The sequence below is a fragment of the Oceanobacillus saliphilus genome (assembly GCF_023522835.1).
GTDB lineage: Bacteria > Bacillota > Bacilli > Bacillales > Amphibacillaceae > Oceanobacillus > Oceanobacillus saliphilus.
This window is the reverse complement of sequence record NZ_JALCZU010000001.1, coordinates 634,355-651,198: the sequence shown is the minus strand read 5'-3', so window position 1 is coordinate 651,198 and position 16,844 is coordinate 634,355. Positions and strand designations below refer to the sequence as shown.

Here is a 16,844-nt window from a genome sequence, read left to right as displayed (position 1 = left end):
AACTTCGATTACATCAGTATTTTCTTCGGATTTAGCCTTACAATATAAATAAGCGGAATAGCCGTTGAAAGTAATATCGTTAACAGACCGATTCCATAGAAGACTAGAATATAGCTTGAATTAAGCTTTACCTCATAAGAATCTAAGACATCTGCTGTTGTCACATCTGTTTGAATTTGACTATAATACATAACTTCTTCATAAGACGTATTATGATCTGCTTCCATCATCGTATTAGATATTTGTCCAGCTAAGAAGTTTCCGCTAAATAAGGATAAAGTAATACCAATTAACGCAACGACCATAACTTCGATTAGTATTTGCCCGACAACACGGCTCCGGCTTTCTCCCAAGGATAAGTAAATACCCAATTCACGTTTTCGATCCCGGAGGAATAGTAAAACTACTAAACCAATAATCAGCACCGTTGCAATTACTGCAGCTATCAAAACATATTTTGATAGATTGGCCATCGATTCCACCGGCCCAGCAATGCTATCATATTGATCCGTAGCGCTGACTACTGTATAGAGTTCTGGCAAGAGTGGTATTACCTCTTCCTCAAATGCGTCACTATCTTCAGGGCTATTTAAGACAAACAGTGGGGTGTAATATTCGAAAGATTGCTCTTCCCCCTCCATCATTTCTGCAAGTTCTTCATCCGCTTTCATGTACTCTTGCCAATGGTATTCTGTTTCACTGATGACAATCTCATTCGGCACATACACGGTATTTTGATATTCTATATCCATAAAATCAAACATACCACGACTTGGATCTACCTCTGCATCTTCTCTAATTGATTGAGATTCAAATAATCCAATGACTTCTAATACGACATCACGCGAAGTAACTAATTCCTCTTCCCCTGTCTCGTTATCATAAGTATAGACCGCATTGGCTAACGTAAAGGTATCTCCAACATGAAGATTGTTTTTCTCTGCTAATTTTTTTGAAATAATAGCAACAGAGGTACCGTTATCCACTTCTTCTTGGGTAAAAACGCGACCATCCACTAATTTACCCTTCTGTTCTTCAAAATCAAGAACTGGAGCATAGTTAATTCCTTTCAACATATAGTCCATGCTTGGTCCATGGTGAATATAGTCTTCCTCCATATCCCCCTGATAGCTGTCGATTGCTTCTGATCCTAAGTATGTAGACATACTATAATCATAATATTTTACATAGGAAAGCTCACCAATTTGTTTAATCAGATCCACGCCTATGTCTTGAATCTCGAACCCTTCCCAATCTGCTTCGCTTAGAGCATCCAATGCTTCATAATCAAGTTCAACTGTCGTGGCGGCTCCTAGCCTTTCTTTAATATTCGTTTCCACATTACCCGTTGCTTGTTGAATAGAAATTGCTCCTGATATTAAATTTCCTAAGATAAAAATAACGGCAAGTAAAATTAATGATTTCCCTTTCTTTCTAGTAATACTTAAAAAGCCACGTTTAATAAAATTCATAACAAACCCCCTCACTAAAAATTCATCCCTGTTTTAATTTTCAAAAAAATGAGCCTATTTTTATATTATATGATAGTTAACTTTTATCCAAGTACATTTTTTGGATACGTCTGTCGCTTCATTCTGTTTTTATCCTATTGCTAATAAAATAGATAAAATCAAAGAGATAAAGTTCCTCCACAATAATCTGCTAATTTACGCCATAAGACTCCGATAAAAAATGATAAGAATCGACAGCCTTTCTGGTCTTACATTATATGCGATTTATCTCACATCCCCTTAAGATCTATATTGAATTATCGTTAATCACAGTAATTGATTGACTGCTTTATTCTACATTCTCACCATTTGTACATTAAACTCCCCCCCTTTCCCAATACCCATATTATTTTTGCTATTTTATATACGAATGAGCACCGTATAAAGTTTCAATTCAATTCTATAAAATGGATAATCAGAATCAGCTGACAACAAAACTAGTACTATTGTCTCGGGTTTCTTTATGTAATTTTTAAATACGAAAGTAGTTTTATAAACGTTGACTGTCATTCCTAGCATTATATTGCCCTGTTTATACGGATATGCGCTGTAATAATAAGTGTTATAATTAGAAGTATCATGGAGTTAATAGCATATATGTGGTGTAAAGGAGAAATCTTAGTGAAAAGACTATTAGATTGTAAGGCTTCTGATTTTCAAAAAATGAATGGTCAAGATTTAAAACAATCAATCCGAGCATGTGAAGGAAGGGTCATGCTATCAGAGACAATGACTTCTGTAGCACCATTAATCCCTAGTGTCACAAATGCTGAGCTTGCAGCTGCATTTGGTGCTGATTTATTATTATTGAATGTATTTGACGTTTTTCATCCTTCTGTTGAGGGGTACGAATGTAATGAGAATGAGTCCATTATACAAAAAATGAAAGAATTAACTGGGCGCCCTGTTGGTCTAAATTTGGAACCAGTTGACCTTAATGCTGAGCAAATTGAACAGCTAGATGCAGTTTCAAATGGTAGATTGGCTACGGAAGAAGCATTAAGAGAAGCTAAAAAATTAGGATTTGATTTTATTTGCTTAACAGGGAATCCAAAAACGGGTGTGACCAATGAGGAAACAGTCGTTGCCATTAGGAAGGCTCGTGAGGTTTTTGGTGATGAAGGATTAATTATAGCTGGAAAGATGCATGGTGCTGGTGTTGCAAACGAAACAGGGAGTAGCATTGTTTCAGAAGATGCTCTAGCTCGTTTTGTTGAAGCGGGTGCTGATGTTATCTTAATGCCTGCTCCTGGAACAGTACCTGGAATCACCCTGGATACAGCCCAAAAATATGTTCGTTTTGTTCATTCAAAAGGTGCGCTGGCGATGCTCACCATTGGCACAAGCCAAGAAGGGGCAGACGAGGCAACGATACGCCAAATTGCGCTTAATAGTAAAATGGCTGGTGCAGATATTTATCATATTGGAGATACAGGTTATTACGGAATTGCGGTCCCAGAAAACATTATGACCTATTCTATCGCTATTCGCGGGAGACGGCATACTTATGTCAGAATGGCAGCATCTGTGAAACGTTAGAAAGCAACTTATTTTTCAACATGTGAGACAATTTTAAGAGATTGTCTCTTTTGCTCATTGTAAAAGATGGAACGGTACGATGGCTAAGCTAAAATTTTGGGAAGAGGTTGATGAAGAATATGAAATTGGAATTGATCATTCAAAATAAGCAAGATGCGATTCAAGCAGAAAAACTAGGAGCGGACCGATTGGAACTGGTATCCGCAATGAAAGAGGGCGGTCTCACACCAAGCTATGGAACGATTAAACAGGTGCTAGAAAGTGTGACAATCCCTGTACAAATCATGGTCAGACCCCATGGCTATCATTTCTGCTATTCAGAAGACGATTTTCAGGTGATTTGTGAAGATATCCGGATGATTGTGGAACTTGGTGGCAAACGAATTGTCTTCGGAGCACTTCATAAGAATGGTACGGTAAATGAGGTCATGCTTAGGGAAATTATTCGGCAATTCCCATATATTGATATAACCTTCCACCGGGCGTTTGATGAGGTGCAATCACAGGAAGCGGCATATCATACATTGCTCAAATACAAGCAGCATGTAAGAAGGATATTAACATCAGGTGGAGAACTAACTTGTGAAAAAGGCAAAGAGCAACTGGCAAAACTAGTAAAATTATCTAACGTAGAACACGGTCCGAGTATCATGCCAGGCTCAGGTCTATCACCAGAAAACATTGCCGACATCCATCAATCGGTAGGTGCAGAGCAGTATCACTTTGGAAGTGCAGTAAGAGTAGATGGCGTATTTTCGAACGGCTTTTCACAAAGTGCAATCGAACGGGTACGAATGAATTTGTAGTGCGATGTGGGGACGTGAGGACGGAGGGACGGGGAGGTTGGCCGGACACTGTCTGAGACAGTAAACCTGTCCCAGACTCAATGATTATCCCACTACCCGTGTTAAACCAAAAAAATGAAGGCTCTGCTTTTTATTTGTTTTCATACTTAAAGAAATTGCTGTTTTATCCGTCTCTCATTAGTTTATAGAACAAAATAGTAGCTTTTACTCTATTGATATTTAAAAATTTCCACAATAGGTTTATAATTAATAGATAAGGGGTTATGTATTTTTCTTACACTTGTCTTTGGATAACTCCGAAGCAAGACGGTTTAATCATTTCGTAAATTTAGGGGATAAGGAAGGATAAAATGAGTAATAAACACACGCAAACAGACGTTATCTTAATTGGCGCTGGAGTGATGAGTGCTACATTAGGATCATTACTGAAAGAATTAGCACCAGAATGGGAAATCAGAGTGTTTGAGAAACTAAGCAAAGCTGGAGAAGAAAGCTCTAACGAATGGAATAATGCAGGTACGGGTCATTCAGCTTTATGCGAGCTTAACTATACATCTGAAAAACCGGACGGATCTATCGACATTTCTAAAGCTGTAAAAATTAATGAACAGTTCCAGATTTCGAGACAGTTTTGGTCTTATCTGGTCAACCGCAACTTGATTCATAGTCCACAAGACTTTATTAAAGCCTTGCCACATATTAGTTTGGTGCAGGGAGAGAAAAATGTTCGTTTCTTAGAAAACCGTTTTAAAGCGCTATCAACTAATCCATTATTCCAGGGGATGGAGTTTTCCGATGAAGAGGAAAAACTAAAGGAATGGATGCCACTCATCATGAATGGCCGTACATCAGATGAACCGATTGCTGCAACTAAAATCGACTCAGGAACAGATGTAAACTTCGGTGCTTTAACACGCATCCTGTTTGAACACCTACAGAGCACAGGTGTGGATGTGAATTACAAGCACAGTGTAGAGGATATCAAGCGTAACAGCGATGGGGTATGGGAAGTAAAAGTCCATGATAGGCAGAACGGAAAAATCGAATACCATACTTCCAAATTCGTCTTTATCGGTGGTGGCGGAGGAAGTCTACATCTACTTCAAAAAACAGGTATTCCGGAATCGAAACAAATTGGTGGATTCCCTGTAAGTGGACTATTTATGGTATGCAATAATCCGGAAGTGATCGAACAGCATCATGCCAAAGTTTACGGGAAAGCTAAAGTAGGTGCTCCACCTATGTCTGTTCCGCATCTCGATACACGATTTATCGACGGGAAAAAATCATTGCTATTTGGCCCCTTTGCAGGCTTCTCACCGAAGTTTTTAAAGACCGGCTCCTTGCTTGACTTAGCAACTTCTGTAAAACCGAATAATCTCCTAACCATGCTTTCAGCAGGTTTGAAAGAGGTACCGTTGACGAAATACCTCGTTCAGCAAGTTGTTTTATCCAATGAAAAGCGTATGGACGAATTACGGGAGTTCATTCCAAATGCGAAAAGTGAAGACTGGGATATTGTCGTAGCCGGTCAACGTGTGCAAGTAATCAAAGATACAGAATCTGGCGGCAAAGGAACACTTCAATTTGGTACGGAGGTTGTAAGTGCTGCAGATGGATCGATTGCTGCATTATTAGGTGCGTCTCCAGGAGCATCTACTGCAGTACATGTGATGCTCGAAGTAATGGAAAAGTGCTTCCCAGAACAACTGAAAGATTGGGAACCAAAAGTCAAAGAAATGATACCTTCGTATGGCGTAGCGCTTTCTGAAAATCCAGCGCTTTATAAAGAAATAGAAGCATCTATCCAAGATACACTTAGTCTAGTTGAAAAAGAACCTGTCTTGCTTACTTCATAAGTTGTTGGTCACCATAACAGCATCAATATAAAATGGAACCTTTCATCTATCTTTGGATGAAGGGTTTTTTGTGCTCATAGTTAGCAATCAATGGAGAATCATATTAAATGTGAACACTACTTCTCCAACTGTCGCAGCCCAGTTACCTGTTTGAACTTATTCTATCGGCGCGGAAGATGAATTAATACAATCTTAATATTTTGTCGAGCGCAAAATCGTGGAATTTAGTTTACTATTGATTATAGAAAAATATTAAGGTAATGTTTAAACTCTAATACATATTGTGCAAACAGGAGAAAGGGGACCATGTATGATCCAATTTCCAATTGAAGAGCCAGTGATTATTTTTGCTATAGCAATGTTAATCTTTTTCTTATCACCTCTATTAATGAATAAACTTCGAATTCCGGGAATTGTCGGTCCTATATTGGCTGGGGTAATTATTGGTCCGAATGGGTTGAATCTTTTGGAAAGAGATCAAACCATTGTCTTATTAGGCACGGTAGGGCTTTTGTTTATTATTTTCATTGCAGGGCTTGAACTTGACCTGGATGGTTTTAAAAAATATCGAAATAGAAGCATCCTGTTCGGGTCACTATCCTTCAATATTCCACTCATCCTGGGTACAGCAGTAAGTCTGATGCTCGGGTATAGTTTACTTGCCTCTATCCTCATCGGTTCGATTGTCGGCTCTCATACGTTGTTAGCTTACCCGATTGCAAGCAGACTCGGCGTTTCGAGAAATAAGGCAGTAACTACCGCAGTCGGTGGTACATTATTGACGGATACGTTTGCCTTATTGGTGTTGGCTGTCATTACCGGTGCCGCGCAGGGTCAGTTATCCTATCAGTTCTGGATCGAGATGATCATTTCTTTAACGGTGTTTGTGTTTATTGTACTTTGGGGAACACCAATCATATCCAGGTGGTATTTCCGTAACTCTCTGAATGATGGGGTTGCAAACTTTACATTTGTCATGGTGATTTTATTCATTTCAGCTTGTTTCGCAGTGCTGATCAATATGCAGCCGATTATAGGGGCGTTTCTTGCCGGATTGGCTTTAAACCGTTTTGTACTTGATCATGGAACACTGATGAATCGTATTCGTTTCATTGGAAACGCGTTGTTCATTCCGTTCTTTCTATTATCTGTCGGTATGCTGATGGACTTAAGCGTATTATTTTCCAATCCAAAGGCGTGGCTTGTTACGATAGGTGTATTGCTTTCGGTATTTATCGGAAAATGGTTGGCGTCCTTTTTAATCAGTAAGATTTACAACTATTCCCAAACGGAAAGAGAAGTCGTTTTCGGGCTCACGATTCCGCAGGCGGCTGCGACGCTGGCATCCACATTGGTTGGTTTTGAAGTCGGCCTTCTTGATCAGGCAACGGTGAATGGTGTTATTATTATGATTCTGATAACCTGTTTTATTGGCCCATACCTGGTCGAAAAACATGGCCGTAACCTTGCATTAAAAGAAGATACAAAAGAATTTGAAGTTAAACAGGGTCCTGAGCGTATTTTAATCCCTCTTTCCAATCCGAAAACTGCCCAGTCGTTAATGAGTTTGTCATTTATGATTAAACAACCAAATGGGGAAGATCAGCCCTTATATCCTTTAACAGTCGTATCCAAAAATGTGAAGTCGGTGGAAGCCGAAGTTGCAAAGGCGGAAAAAATGCTTGAGCATGCGTTAACACACGCATCAAGTGCTGAGATTCCGGTCAGGTTAGTAACGAAAGTAGACAATAATGTAACAGATGGAATTATCAGAGCCATTGCAGAAGAGCGTATTAATACGATTGTTATGGGCTGGAACGCTGAAAGGAGTTCCAACAAACTATTTGGAAGTGTTCTTGATCGGCTAATTGAACAGACAAACCACACGATCTTGGTAACGAAGCTTGATCACCCATTGAATATGACTAGCCGAGTAGTTTTAATTATTCCTTTTGGTGCGGACCATAAACCGGGATTTAAAGAAGCACTCCGAAGAATTAAAATGCTTACAACCAAACTCAGTGCCACTTTACTGGTATACGTTATTAAAGGCTCGGAATCTATTTACGAACGGCATTTAAAGGAAGTTAAGCCGAACCCCCCAACGATTGTACAACGAGTGGAGGGCTGGACAGCATTGCAGGAGAACTATTCAGGTGACTTGAAGGAAGATGATCTCGTCATCATATTAAGTGCCAGAAGAGGAACGGTTGCCTGGCATCCGAAGCTGGAAGAATTACCGAAGCAATTAGCGGTAATCAAACCGGAGAGTTTCATCATTTTCTATCCAAGAGAAGAACTGGATATCGATGTAAGAGGAGCCAAAGGAATTGAAGTTCCTAAAGAAGTATTGCGCAGAAAAGATTATGATGGGAATTAGATGTAGTGAAAGCTTCTTTAAAGTGCAGTAGACATGCAAGGTTGTATATTTTATTTAAACTCCCTGCGTATTTAGTAATGGTTAATTTTTGGATAAAAGAATGGTTACCAGTTCATTCTAACTTGTATAATGAAACAATATCACTGTGAATAATAAGGAAAATACGTTAAAGAATGAGGCAAAAATATGAGCGAACCAATTTTTACAGATTATCCATTAAGTGAAGAAATAATAAAAGCATTACAAGGATTAGAATACAATACACCGACAGAGGTACAGACGAGAGTCATTCCACTTGCATTAAATAGGAAAGACCTTGTTGTAAAATCACAAACTGGAAGTGGAAAGACCGCATCCTATGGCATTCCAATTTGTGAATTGGTCGATTGGAAAGAGAATAAACCACAGGCATTGATTTTAACACCGACACGAGAGCTTGCTATTCAAGTGAAGGAGGACTTCACCAATATTGGAAGGTTCAAACGGATTAAGGCCACAGCACTCTATGGGAAACAACCGATTGCCATTCAAAAGACGGAATTAAAACAAAAAACACATGTCGTCGTTGGGACTCCGGGACGTGTTTCCGACCACATTGAAAGAGGTACCTTACTGTTGGATGAAATTAGCTATCTGGTTATTGATGAAGCGGATGAAATGCTTAACATGGGCTTCATCGAACAAGTCGAAGCAATTATAAAAGAGCTGCCAAAAAACCGCGTGACCATGCTATTTTCGGCAACACTTCCGGAGGCCGTGAAGGAATTAGCCCATAAGTATATGAAAATACCTACCGATATTGCGATTAAAGCAACTGGACTTACAACAGAAAAAATAGAGCATACCCTGTATGAGGTTCCAGAAGTGGATAAATTCAAGATACTGACAGACGTAACCATCGTGGAAAATCCGGATAGCTGTATCATTTTCTGCCGTACCAAAGATCGGGTGGACACGGTGTCAGATCAGTTGAAACGAAAAGGCTACAGCTGTAATAAAATCCATGGCGGAATGGAACAGGATGAGCGACTTGTTGTCATGAATGGCTTTCGAAAAGGTGAATTTCGCTATTTAGTTGCAACAGACGTAGCTGCCAGAGGGATTGATATCGATTCGATTACACATGTGATCAATTATGACCTGCCTTTAGAAAAAGAAAGTTATGTCCATCGTACCGGGAGGACAGGACGTGCAGGTCAGAAGGGAAAAGCAATCACACTTGTTACCCCATTTGAGGACCGGTTTTTGAAAGAAATTGAAGACTATATTGGTTTCGGAATACCGAAAGTCGCACCTCCATCAAAAGAGGAAGTAACTCGAAAACGATCTGCCTTTCAGGAAAAGATGAACCTGTATCAAGCAGTTAAAAAGTCAAAAATTGATCAATTAAATAAACAAATTATGAAATTATATTTTAATGGCGGCAAGAAAAAGAAACTTAGAGCGGTCGATTTCGTCGGAACAATTGCTAAGATTGATGGTGTGACTGCTGATGATATTGGTATCATTACGATTATGGATACAAATTCCTATGTGGAAATACTAAATGGTAAAGGCCCACTCGTGTTGAAGATGATGAAAACGACAACCGTAAAAGGGAAGCAGCTGAAAGTCTATGAGGCCAATAAGTAAAAAAGTTGATGGAACCTGGAGTCTACAAAAAGACCGAAAAAGTTGAACGACTATTCAATAGACAAACTCTCAAGCAAATGAGTGGAGCAATTGAAGAAATTGCCTCTGTTTCAAAAGAAGCGGCTGCAGGTGTACAGGAAATTGCTGCATCTACAGAACAGCAAATAATTCCATGGATGCAATAGCATGATGTACTGCGCATCTATCTAAAATGGCAGTAGAACTGAATGGATTGGTTCGCCAGTTTAAAATTTAAGTGAACATAGAAAAGAGAGAATCCATCAACATTTGGATTCTCTCTCTTTTAATTCCTGGCAAATTCACCGTCAACTTCCACCGTTTCGAATACATTTATAAATGCTTTCGGATCATGTGAGCGAACAATTTGTTTAATTTGCAATGTTTCGTAGCGGGTCACTACCATCATTAGGATTTGTTTTGACTCTTTCGTGTAGCCGCCATACCCTTCTGTAATGGTAATCCCCCGATAGATGGAATGTAAAAGTTCTTCACGGATGGCTTCCCCTTCTGTCGTTACAATCTGCATGGTCAATTTAATATGGTTGGTATGGAGTTTATCAATCATCCGTCCGGTTAAATAGATAGACAATAGCGTATATAATGCGATATCCCATCCAAAAACATAACCGGAAATGAGCACAATAACACCATTCATTGCCGTTAGAAGCAGGCCAACGCTGACATTACTAGTACGTGAAATAATAATAGCGATAATGTCCAATCCACCTGATGTACCCGAATACTTCAAAATCATACCAATACCGATTCCGCTAATTACCCCACCGAAAATTGCTGCCAGCAAAATATTGTCTGTTAAGTAGACTACTGGCAGGATATATAAGAAGAACGAAAGTGTAATGACACAGACCAATGTATTGATCGTAATTTCTCGTCCAAGCTTGTAGTAGCCTAATATAAGTAATGGTATATTCAGAATGAAATTCAATATACCTATATTAAATGGGGTAAGGATCCCAATCAAAATCGCGACCCCGCTAATACCACTGCTTAATATTTCAAAAGGTACAAGGAAAAAATTAAACGCGAATGCAATAATAAGTGAACCAATGATAACCATAAGATTTTTAACCATACGTATACCTCCTGAAATATGTGATTTACTTATGAAGAGAGAGGATTTTTTGTGTTCTTAGTTGCATAAGTGCAGCTAAGGGATTAGCTAAGTTTTCAAACCAATAGATTATATATATTATCCGAAAAATGTATTTCTGTCAGTAATTATGAGGATATTTTATTTCTATTCTGCGCATTTTTTTAAAACTAATGAACTAAAATGCCGGCCATACGAACATATGGTATGATTTTAGATAGAATACTATGCGTACGTAAGGGGTTAAATGATATGCAAAAAGGAGATGTATCTATTATGGATAATAACATACAGAACGATTTCGACAATCTTGAAGTAAAAGATAAAAACATACAATATGAAGCGTACAACCATATTATGAAAGAAATTGACCATAAGGTTGAATGGGCTTATGAAGTGTGGGATGAGCTTGTAAAAGGTCTTCGTTCATCGGACAACCATAAGCGATCACGATGTGCACAGTTTTTGGCTGGACTGGCTAAAAGCGATCCTGATAAACGGATTATGTCAGATTTTCCAGCTCTTTGGCAAGTTACTAAGGATGAGAAATTCGTTACTGCAAGGCACGCATTGCAATCCATATGGAAGGTTGGACTGGCTGGTGATGAACAACAAGAAATGGTGATTCAGCATGTTTCTGACCGATTCAAAAATTGCCAGGATGAAAAAAATCATACACTGATTCGATTTGACATTATTCAAGGACTAAGAAACCTGTATGATGCGACGGAGAAGGAAGAAATAAAACAAGTCGCCCACGAATTGATACAGATAGAGCAAGATCCGAAGTATCAAAAGAAATATGCAAAAGTATGGAAATAAGCAACGTCATTGATGATCCCATAGGAAAAGCCAACATCGGCCCCCGCGGCTGTGTTGGCTTTTGTTCAAAGAGTAAATATGTCGCAGGACTACTTATCATTCTTTTGATGAAAGATTTTTGACTCTTTCCTTTTTTATGAAATTAAACCAATATACTTAGGTCGCGAAATAATTTATAGTTTATTCGGGGTCAGCATCATAGTTTTCTGCAAGAATGGACTTCTCCATTTAAAACATATAATCGAAGTATCAGACTCTTTCTTTTTGGTGTTACATCAAGATTTATTAAAACGCTTATTTTTAGTCCTTACTTTAGACAGTGCGTTAATGGTTGACAGAGACCTCTGGAAATCCCGATATAAGTTGATTTTTTAGGGTTAAAAAGAAGAATAGGTCCGCATGAAAATTAGAGATTTATAAAGGATATATTTAATTAAAGATAATTTTTCTTGCATTTTCTTCAATTGAGGTGTAAAGTGATAGTAACGAAAGGAAGTGAGCATTACTTGAAAAAAAATACACTCGGTTCCCTAATTTGGCTACGTATCACTCGATTTACGCATCAAAGTAATTTACTATCGAATCATTTCTTGAAACAGTTTGATATTACGGCTGCACAGTTTGATGTATTAATCCAAATCTCTACGTATCAGCCGATTACGCAAAGTCAACTTGCCGTGAAGGTAACGGTGTCAGAGGGCGGGATTTCACGTATGCTCACTCGACTTGAGCAAGAGGGATATATTCAGCGTAAACAGGACTGGAAAACCAAATGGATTACCCTTACTTCAAAGGGAGAAGCAAAAATACAAGAAGTTTTTGAACACCAACTTAATTTCCAAACGACTATTGTCAATGAGTGCTTGACAAAAGAAGAGCAGAAAACACTTTATATGCTCATGAGTAAATTACAAAAAAATACAGAAAATAAAATAGAAAGTTAAACGTTTGAATCACAAATGACATTCTATTATTTTTTTAAACTATCACTTGACTAGTAAGATGAAGGAGGAGTTATCAATGTATCAAATTCCAGGACATCATCACATTTCAATGATTACAAAAAATGCAAGTCAAAATAATTACTTTTACCGTCATGTACTTGGTTTACGCCGGGTGAAAATGACGGTGAACCAAGATGACCCATCGATGTATCACTTATTTTATGGGGATAAAATTGGCAGCCCAGGTACGGAACTATCCTTTTTTGAAATGCCACTAGTAGGAAAGACATATCGCGGTACAAATGCGATAACGAGAATCGGATTACTTGTTCCGTCAGAGGCAAGCCTATTATTCTGGAAAGCACGTTTTGAGAAGCATGGTGTACAACATGGGGAGATTACATCTTATGCTAATCATCCAGCTCTAAAATTTGAAGATACAGAAGGTTTACAGATGGTACTACTTGTTTCTAACGGTGAAAAAGCTGCACATTGGGAAACATGGGAAAAATCTGAGGTGCCTGCCGAACATCAAATTCAAGGAATGGGTTCCGTGGAAATAACAGTAAGAAGACTCGATAAACTTGCCAGCACCCTTACAGACATGTTTGGCTATACAGAAATAAGTCGAAAGAATCATGAAGCGATTTTTCAATCCATCAAAGGAGAGGTTTTTGGTGAAATCGTTGTAAGGTATTTAGACGGTCCAACAGAAAGACCAGGGCGCGGAAGTATTCATCATTTAGCTATACGGGTTCAAAACGAGAGTGAGTTACTCTATTGGGAAGAAAAAGTGAAGCAACATGGATTCAGTTCATCAGGAATTGTCGACCGATTTTACTTTAAGAGCTTATACTTCCGTGAATCGAATGGTATTCTTTTTGAAATTGCCACCGATGGACCAGGTTTTACGATCGATGGAGAGGTGGAACATTTGGGAGAGAAGCTTGATTTACCACCATTTTTAGAAGAACGTCGTAAAGAGATTGAAGGAACTCTGAATCCTATTGATGAGTGAAAAAGAAAATGGTTGAAGCATATTAGTTGATAATAATTTTTAATGTATTAAAATACAATTAAATCATATATTTCTAAATGAAGATTATTGATTTAATATTAGGTGCTAGGAGTCAACGAGAAGATACTAGGCATAAAAAAGGAGATTTTTTAAATATGAATATATTAGTAGTAAAAGCAAATAACCGCCCGTCAACAGAGGGAATTTCTAGTAAAATGTACGAAACGTTTATCACTGAATTAGAAGGTAAAGACGTAAATGTAACAACTTACGATGTGTTTGAAGAAGACACACCTTACCTTGGACAAGATCTTTTTAACGCTTTCGGAAAAGTAGAAAATGGTGGCGAGTTAACAGACATTGAATCACGTCTTTTAGCTGCAAAACAAAAAGCAATGGATGCAATCACAGCTGCAGACGTAGTCGTATTTGCATTCCCATTATGGAATTTAACCATTCCAGCTAAATTACAAACATTTATCGATTATATTTATGCTGCAGGATTTGCGTTTAAATATGACGCTGAGGGCAACGCAATTCAATTAATGACTGATAAAAAAGCTATTTTCCTAAACGCTCGTGGCGGGGCTTACTCCGCACCAGAAGCAGCTCCAATGGAAATGGCAGTTAACTATATGCGCAACGTATTCGGTGGAGTCTTCGGTATGCAAATCATTGATGAAGTGATTATCGAAGGTCACGCTGCGAAGCCTGATCAAGTGCAAGAAATTATCGCTGCAGGAATGGAAGAAGTAAAAGCTTCTGCACAACGTTTAGTAGAGTTAACTGTTAAAGCATAATTAAAGTTATTATTTAATAGTTTTATTAGAATAGGGAAAAGTCTACAAAGGTTGCTGGTCACTGGCCTTTGTAGACTTTCTTTTTTTATTCACAACATTTTCTTTTTGTTTGTAGCGCCTTTATTTTCCACTTGAAAACAGGGCCCGTCAGCAGAAACTGCCCCACTTTTACAAATACATTTATTTAATAATCAGCATATCATTCTCATCGAATTCCCACATTTCCCCATACGCGGCTTCCCAATAGAAACCATTCGGATCCTGAAAATAACCGCTATATCCACCCCAGAAGACGGTCTGGGGATGTTTCACAATTTTAGCCCCGGCCTTTTCAGCCAATGCAAACACTTCATCGACTTCTTCCTTTGATTTCCCATTATAGGCAAGTGTAATGCCACCGAATCCTTCGGTAATGACAGGTGGTTCCTCTGCGTTGATATCCTTCGCCAGCTCATCCATTTGAAAAAGTGATATTTTCGATCCACCATTGTTAAAGAAAACGAAATCGGGATTTGTTTCATCTCCGTAGACCACAACATCAAACCCTAGACCATCACGATAAAATTGAATAGATTCAACCAAATCTTTGACACCTAACGTAATTAAATTTAACCGATTCATTAGAGACACTCCTTTTATAGATGATATCTATTTATTAATTCTATGAAATAGTTCAATTTCCTTTTTTTAGAGATACTTCTTTTACTTTATTACCATTTAAATGAAACGGGTCGCTTGTTCATGTTTTAAGCGTAATCAATAACTTTATATGAACTTCCAAGAAGATAGGAAGATAGAACGAAATTGTGTAAAACTTAAGTAAAAGTTTAAAATATAATAGACTTATTTTTCGTTCATGGTAAAATTTATATAGAGAGATAGCAAGGAAGGTGGGGTTTCTATGAAGTTCTGGATGAGAAAAATAGCAGTTGTCCTTATTACCATTGCTACATTGGGCATTTATACACCGACCGCCCTGCTGGAAATGAATACGGATGAAAGTGAGGATACTTTTTCCTCAAATGCGGATGTTAATGAAACTGTGTCCGAGTCTTCGGAAGCAGAGCAGATTGATTTTAATATAGCTCATGAAGAGATTGCCAGCAGAGATTATGTTGTCAATCAGCTTACTGAAAAAGCGAAAGAACAAACCATTACGAAATTTGGACCCAAAATTGCTGATCGAGTGGAAGATGAATTTACTTCTATCATTCTTCCAAATATCGAATCCGTACTGCAAACGATTGTGGAAGAGAATGCTTCCGATGACTATACTTATTTTGCAATCACAGAGGAACCCGCGAAAGGTTATGGGGAACGTATTTTTAATGTGTATGATAACAAGAAAGATGAAGATGTAGCAAAATTCCACGTGCGCCGCGATAATCGACCATTGGAAGGCTATTACTTTAACTTTCATTATCATCTAAGCAACGACGGGTTTAAAGAACATTACAATCTTGGAGAAATCTTTTGGGAAAAGAATACTCCACCGAAGTGGATGGCTTAAAATAACGAGTTTGGGGGCTCTCACAAGGAGAGCCCCCATCAAACGGGAGACACGCCCCATCAAACGGGAGACACGCCCCATCAAACGGGAGACACGCCCCATCAAACGGGAGAGCCCATCTCCAAACTCGGGAGACCCACCCACTCCCACAGTAGAGCCCACTCATCTATCTATCCAATTCCTCTAACAAATCTCCAATCTTTTCGTCATTGACGACGTAATCTGCATACAAGTCCATTCCCGTTTTTTCCTGATTTACAATTACTAAACGGGCACCATTTTCCTTTGCAATCAGCGGAAATTGATTCGCTGGAGTAACGCTTAAGGACGAACCGAAGACGATAAACAAATCGGCTCGTTGTGACTCCTCAAATGCAGCCTGGAAAGCGTCCTCAGGTAATGTTTCTCCAAATAATACGATGGATGGACGCAGGATACCGCCGCAATCACAATGATATTCATTTTTAATATATTCCTTACTGTCAAAAACCTTTCCACATGTTTGGCAATGCAGTTTTTGCAATGTGCCATGGAGCTCTGCTACCCGTTTACTGCCTGCCAACTGGTGAAAGCCGTCTACATTTTGGGTGATGATGGACTGTATGATCCCCTGCTTTTCCCACTCAGCCAAAATAAAATGTCCTTTATGTGGCTTGTATTCCTTCACGCCAAGGACACGTTCGCGATAAAACGCCGTAAACTCCTTTACATTGTTGTTCAATGCATCTGTACTGGCAATTTTACTCGGGTCCTTTTTCTTCCATAAACCATTGTTGGAAGAACGGAAATCAGGTAGTCCACTCTCCGTCGACATCCCTGCTCCGGTAAAGACAACGGTATAATGCGCTTCATTTAGATATTTTTTCAACATGGTATTCCCTCCGCAGCTGT

General features: G+C 38.7%; 15 protein-coding genes. 11 read left to right on the top strand and 4 right to left on the bottom strand.

The window, feature by feature from the left end; all coding sequences use genetic code 11:
- Positions 1–8: 8 nt before the first annotated feature.
- Positions 9–1,472 (bottom strand): ABC transporter permease, encoded by a 1,464-nt coding sequence (locus tag MN204_RS02820; protein ID WP_249869546.1) that lies wholly within the window; start codon positions 1,470–1,472, stop codon positions 9–11.
- Positions 1,473–2,132: 660 nt separating this feature from the next.
- On the opposite strand from MN204_RS02820, the gene MN204_RS02815 reads away from it, so the two are divergent.
- From MN204_RS02815 to MN204_RS02790, 6 genes are all read left to right on the top strand, one after another.
- The gene (locus MN204_RS02815) at positions 2,133–3,050 is read left to right on the top strand and encodes a DUF7916 family protein (protein WP_249869545.1); all 918 of its coding nucleotides are present in this window, start codon (positions 2,133–2,135) and stop codon (positions 3,048–3,050) included.
- Positions 3,051–3,160: 110 nt separating this feature from the next.
- Positions 3,161–3,856: a copper homeostasis protein CutC gene (locus tag MN204_RS02810; protein ID WP_306798554.1), complete on the top strand. Its 696-nt coding sequence runs from the start codon at positions 3,161–3,163 to the stop codon at positions 3,854–3,856.
- Between the two features lie 350 nt (positions 3,857–4,206).
- Positions 4,207–5,715: a malate:quinone oxidoreductase gene (locus MN204_RS02805; RefSeq protein WP_249869544.1), complete on the top strand. Its 1,509-nt coding sequence runs from the start codon at positions 4,207–4,209 to the stop codon at positions 5,713–5,715.
- 310 nt (positions 5,716–6,025) lie between these two features.
- Entirely contained in the window at positions 6,026–8,095 is a 2,070-nt protein-coding gene (locus MN204_RS02800; protein ID WP_249869543.1) for a cation:proton antiporter, read from the top strand.
- A gap of 186 nt (positions 8,096–8,281) precedes the next feature.
- Positions 8,282–9,727 carry a DEAD/DEAH box helicase gene (locus MN204_RS02795; RefSeq protein ID WP_249869542.1) on the top strand — a complete coding sequence of 482 codons (1,446 nt, stop codon included), beginning with the start codon at positions 8,282–8,284 and terminating at the stop codon, positions 9,725–9,727.
- A gap of 5 nt (positions 9,728–9,732) precedes the next feature.
- The gene (locus MN204_RS02790; protein ID WP_249869541.1) at positions 9,733–9,912 is read left to right on the top strand and encodes a hypothetical protein; all 180 of its coding nucleotides are present in this window, start codon (positions 9,733–9,735) and stop codon (positions 9,910–9,912) included.
- 119 nt (positions 9,913–10,031) lie between these two features.
- Here MN204_RS02790 and MN204_RS02785 read toward each other — a convergent pair whose 3' ends face one another.
- Positions 10,032–10,841 carry a YitT family protein gene (locus tag MN204_RS02785; RefSeq protein WP_249869540.1) on the bottom strand — a complete coding sequence of 270 codons (810 nt, stop codon included), beginning with the start codon at positions 10,839–10,841 and terminating at the stop codon, positions 10,032–10,034.
- 294 nt (positions 10,842–11,135) lie between these two features.
- Between MN204_RS02785 and MN204_RS02780 the strand changes: the two genes are divergently transcribed.
- From MN204_RS02780 to MN204_RS02765, 4 genes are all read left to right on the top strand, one after another.
- Entirely contained in the window at positions 11,136–11,681 is a 546-nt protein-coding gene (locus MN204_RS02780; protein ID WP_249869625.1) for a hypothetical protein, read from the top strand.
- 506 nt (positions 11,682–12,187) lie between these two features.
- Positions 12,188–12,625, top strand: coding sequence for a MarR family winged helix-turn-helix transcriptional regulator (locus MN204_RS02775; RefSeq protein WP_249869539.1), 438 nt, complete (start codon positions 12,188–12,190; stop codon positions 12,623–12,625).
- Positions 12,626–12,701: 76 nt separating this feature from the next.
- Positions 12,702–13,643, top strand: coding sequence for a ring-cleaving dioxygenase (locus MN204_RS02770; protein WP_249869538.1), 942 nt, complete (start codon positions 12,702–12,704; stop codon positions 13,641–13,643).
- Positions 13,644–13,798: 155 nt separating this feature from the next.
- Positions 13,799–14,443: an FMN-dependent NADH-azoreductase gene (locus MN204_RS02765; protein WP_249869537.1), complete on the top strand. Its 645-nt coding sequence runs from the start codon at positions 13,799–13,801 to the stop codon at positions 14,441–14,443.
- A gap of 180 nt (positions 14,444–14,623) precedes the next feature.
- Here the strand turns inward: MN204_RS02765 and MN204_RS02760 are convergent, their stop codons facing one another.
- Positions 14,624–15,064: a VOC family protein gene (locus MN204_RS02760; RefSeq protein WP_249869536.1), complete on the bottom strand. Its 441-nt coding sequence runs from the start codon at positions 15,062–15,064 to the stop codon at positions 14,624–14,626.
- A gap of 280 nt (positions 15,065–15,344) precedes the next feature.
- On the opposite strand from MN204_RS02760, the gene MN204_RS02755 reads away from it, so the two are divergent.
- Complete coding sequence (locus MN204_RS02755) at positions 15,345–15,953, top strand: YpjP family protein (protein ID WP_249869535.1); 609 nt, start codon at positions 15,345–15,347, stop codon at positions 15,951–15,953.
- A 166-nt stretch (positions 15,954–16,119) separates the two neighbouring features.
- On the opposite strand, the gene MN204_RS02750 is transcribed toward MN204_RS02755, so the two are convergent.
- The gene (locus MN204_RS02750; protein ID WP_249869534.1) at positions 16,120–16,824 is read right to left on the bottom strand and encodes an NAD-dependent protein deacylase; all 705 of its coding nucleotides are present in this window, start codon (positions 16,822–16,824) and stop codon (positions 16,120–16,122) included.
- Positions 16,825–16,844 lie beyond the last annotated feature (20 nt).

What these genes read in the sequence shown, in the direction of transcription:
- MN204_RS02780 (WP_249869625.1), top strand. Translation starts at nt 11,136, where the DNA reads ATGGATAATAACATACAGAACGATTTCGACAATCTTGAAGTAAAAGAT.
- MN204_RS02765 (WP_249869537.1), top strand. Translation starts at nt 13,799, where the DNA reads ATGAATATATTAGTAGTAAAAGCAAATAACCGCCCGTCAACAGAGGGA.
- MN204_RS02755 (WP_249869535.1), top strand. Translation starts at nt 15,345, where the DNA reads ATGAAGTTCTGGATGAGAAAAATAGCAGTTGTCCTTATTACCATTGCT.
- MN204_RS02750 (WP_249869534.1), bottom strand. Translation starts at nt 16,824, where the DNA reads ATGTTGAAAAAATATCTAAATGAAGCGCATTATACCGTTGTCTTTACC.
- MN204_RS02760 (WP_249869536.1), bottom strand. Translation starts at nt 15,064, where the DNA reads ATGAATCGGTTAAATTTAATTACGTTAGGTGTCAAAGATTTGGTTGAA.
- MN204_RS02785 (WP_249869540.1), bottom strand. Translation starts at nt 10,841, where the DNA reads ATGGTTAAAAATCTTATGGTTATCATTGGTTCACTTATTATTGCATTC.
- MN204_RS02770 (WP_249869538.1), top strand. Translation starts at nt 12,702, where the DNA reads ATGTATCAAATTCCAGGACATCATCACATTTCAATGATTACAAAAAAT.
- MN204_RS02805 (WP_249869544.1), top strand. Translation starts at nt 4,207, where the DNA reads ATGAGTAATAAACACACGCAAACAGACGTTATCTTAATTGGCGCTGGA.
- MN204_RS02800 (WP_249869543.1), top strand. Translation starts at nt 6,026, where the DNA reads ATGATCCAATTTCCAATTGAAGAGCCAGTGATTATTTTTGCTATAGCA.
- MN204_RS02820 (WP_249869546.1), bottom strand. Translation starts at nt 1,472, where the DNA reads ATGAATTTTATTAAACGTGGCTTTTTAAGTATTACTAGAAAGAAAGGG.
- MN204_RS02810 (WP_306798554.1), top strand. Translation starts at nt 3,161, where the DNA reads ATGAAGAATATGAAATTGGAATTGATCATTCAAAATAAGCAAGATGCG.
- MN204_RS02795 (WP_249869542.1), top strand. Translation starts at nt 8,282, where the DNA reads ATGAGCGAACCAATTTTTACAGATTATCCATTAAGTGAAGAAATAATA.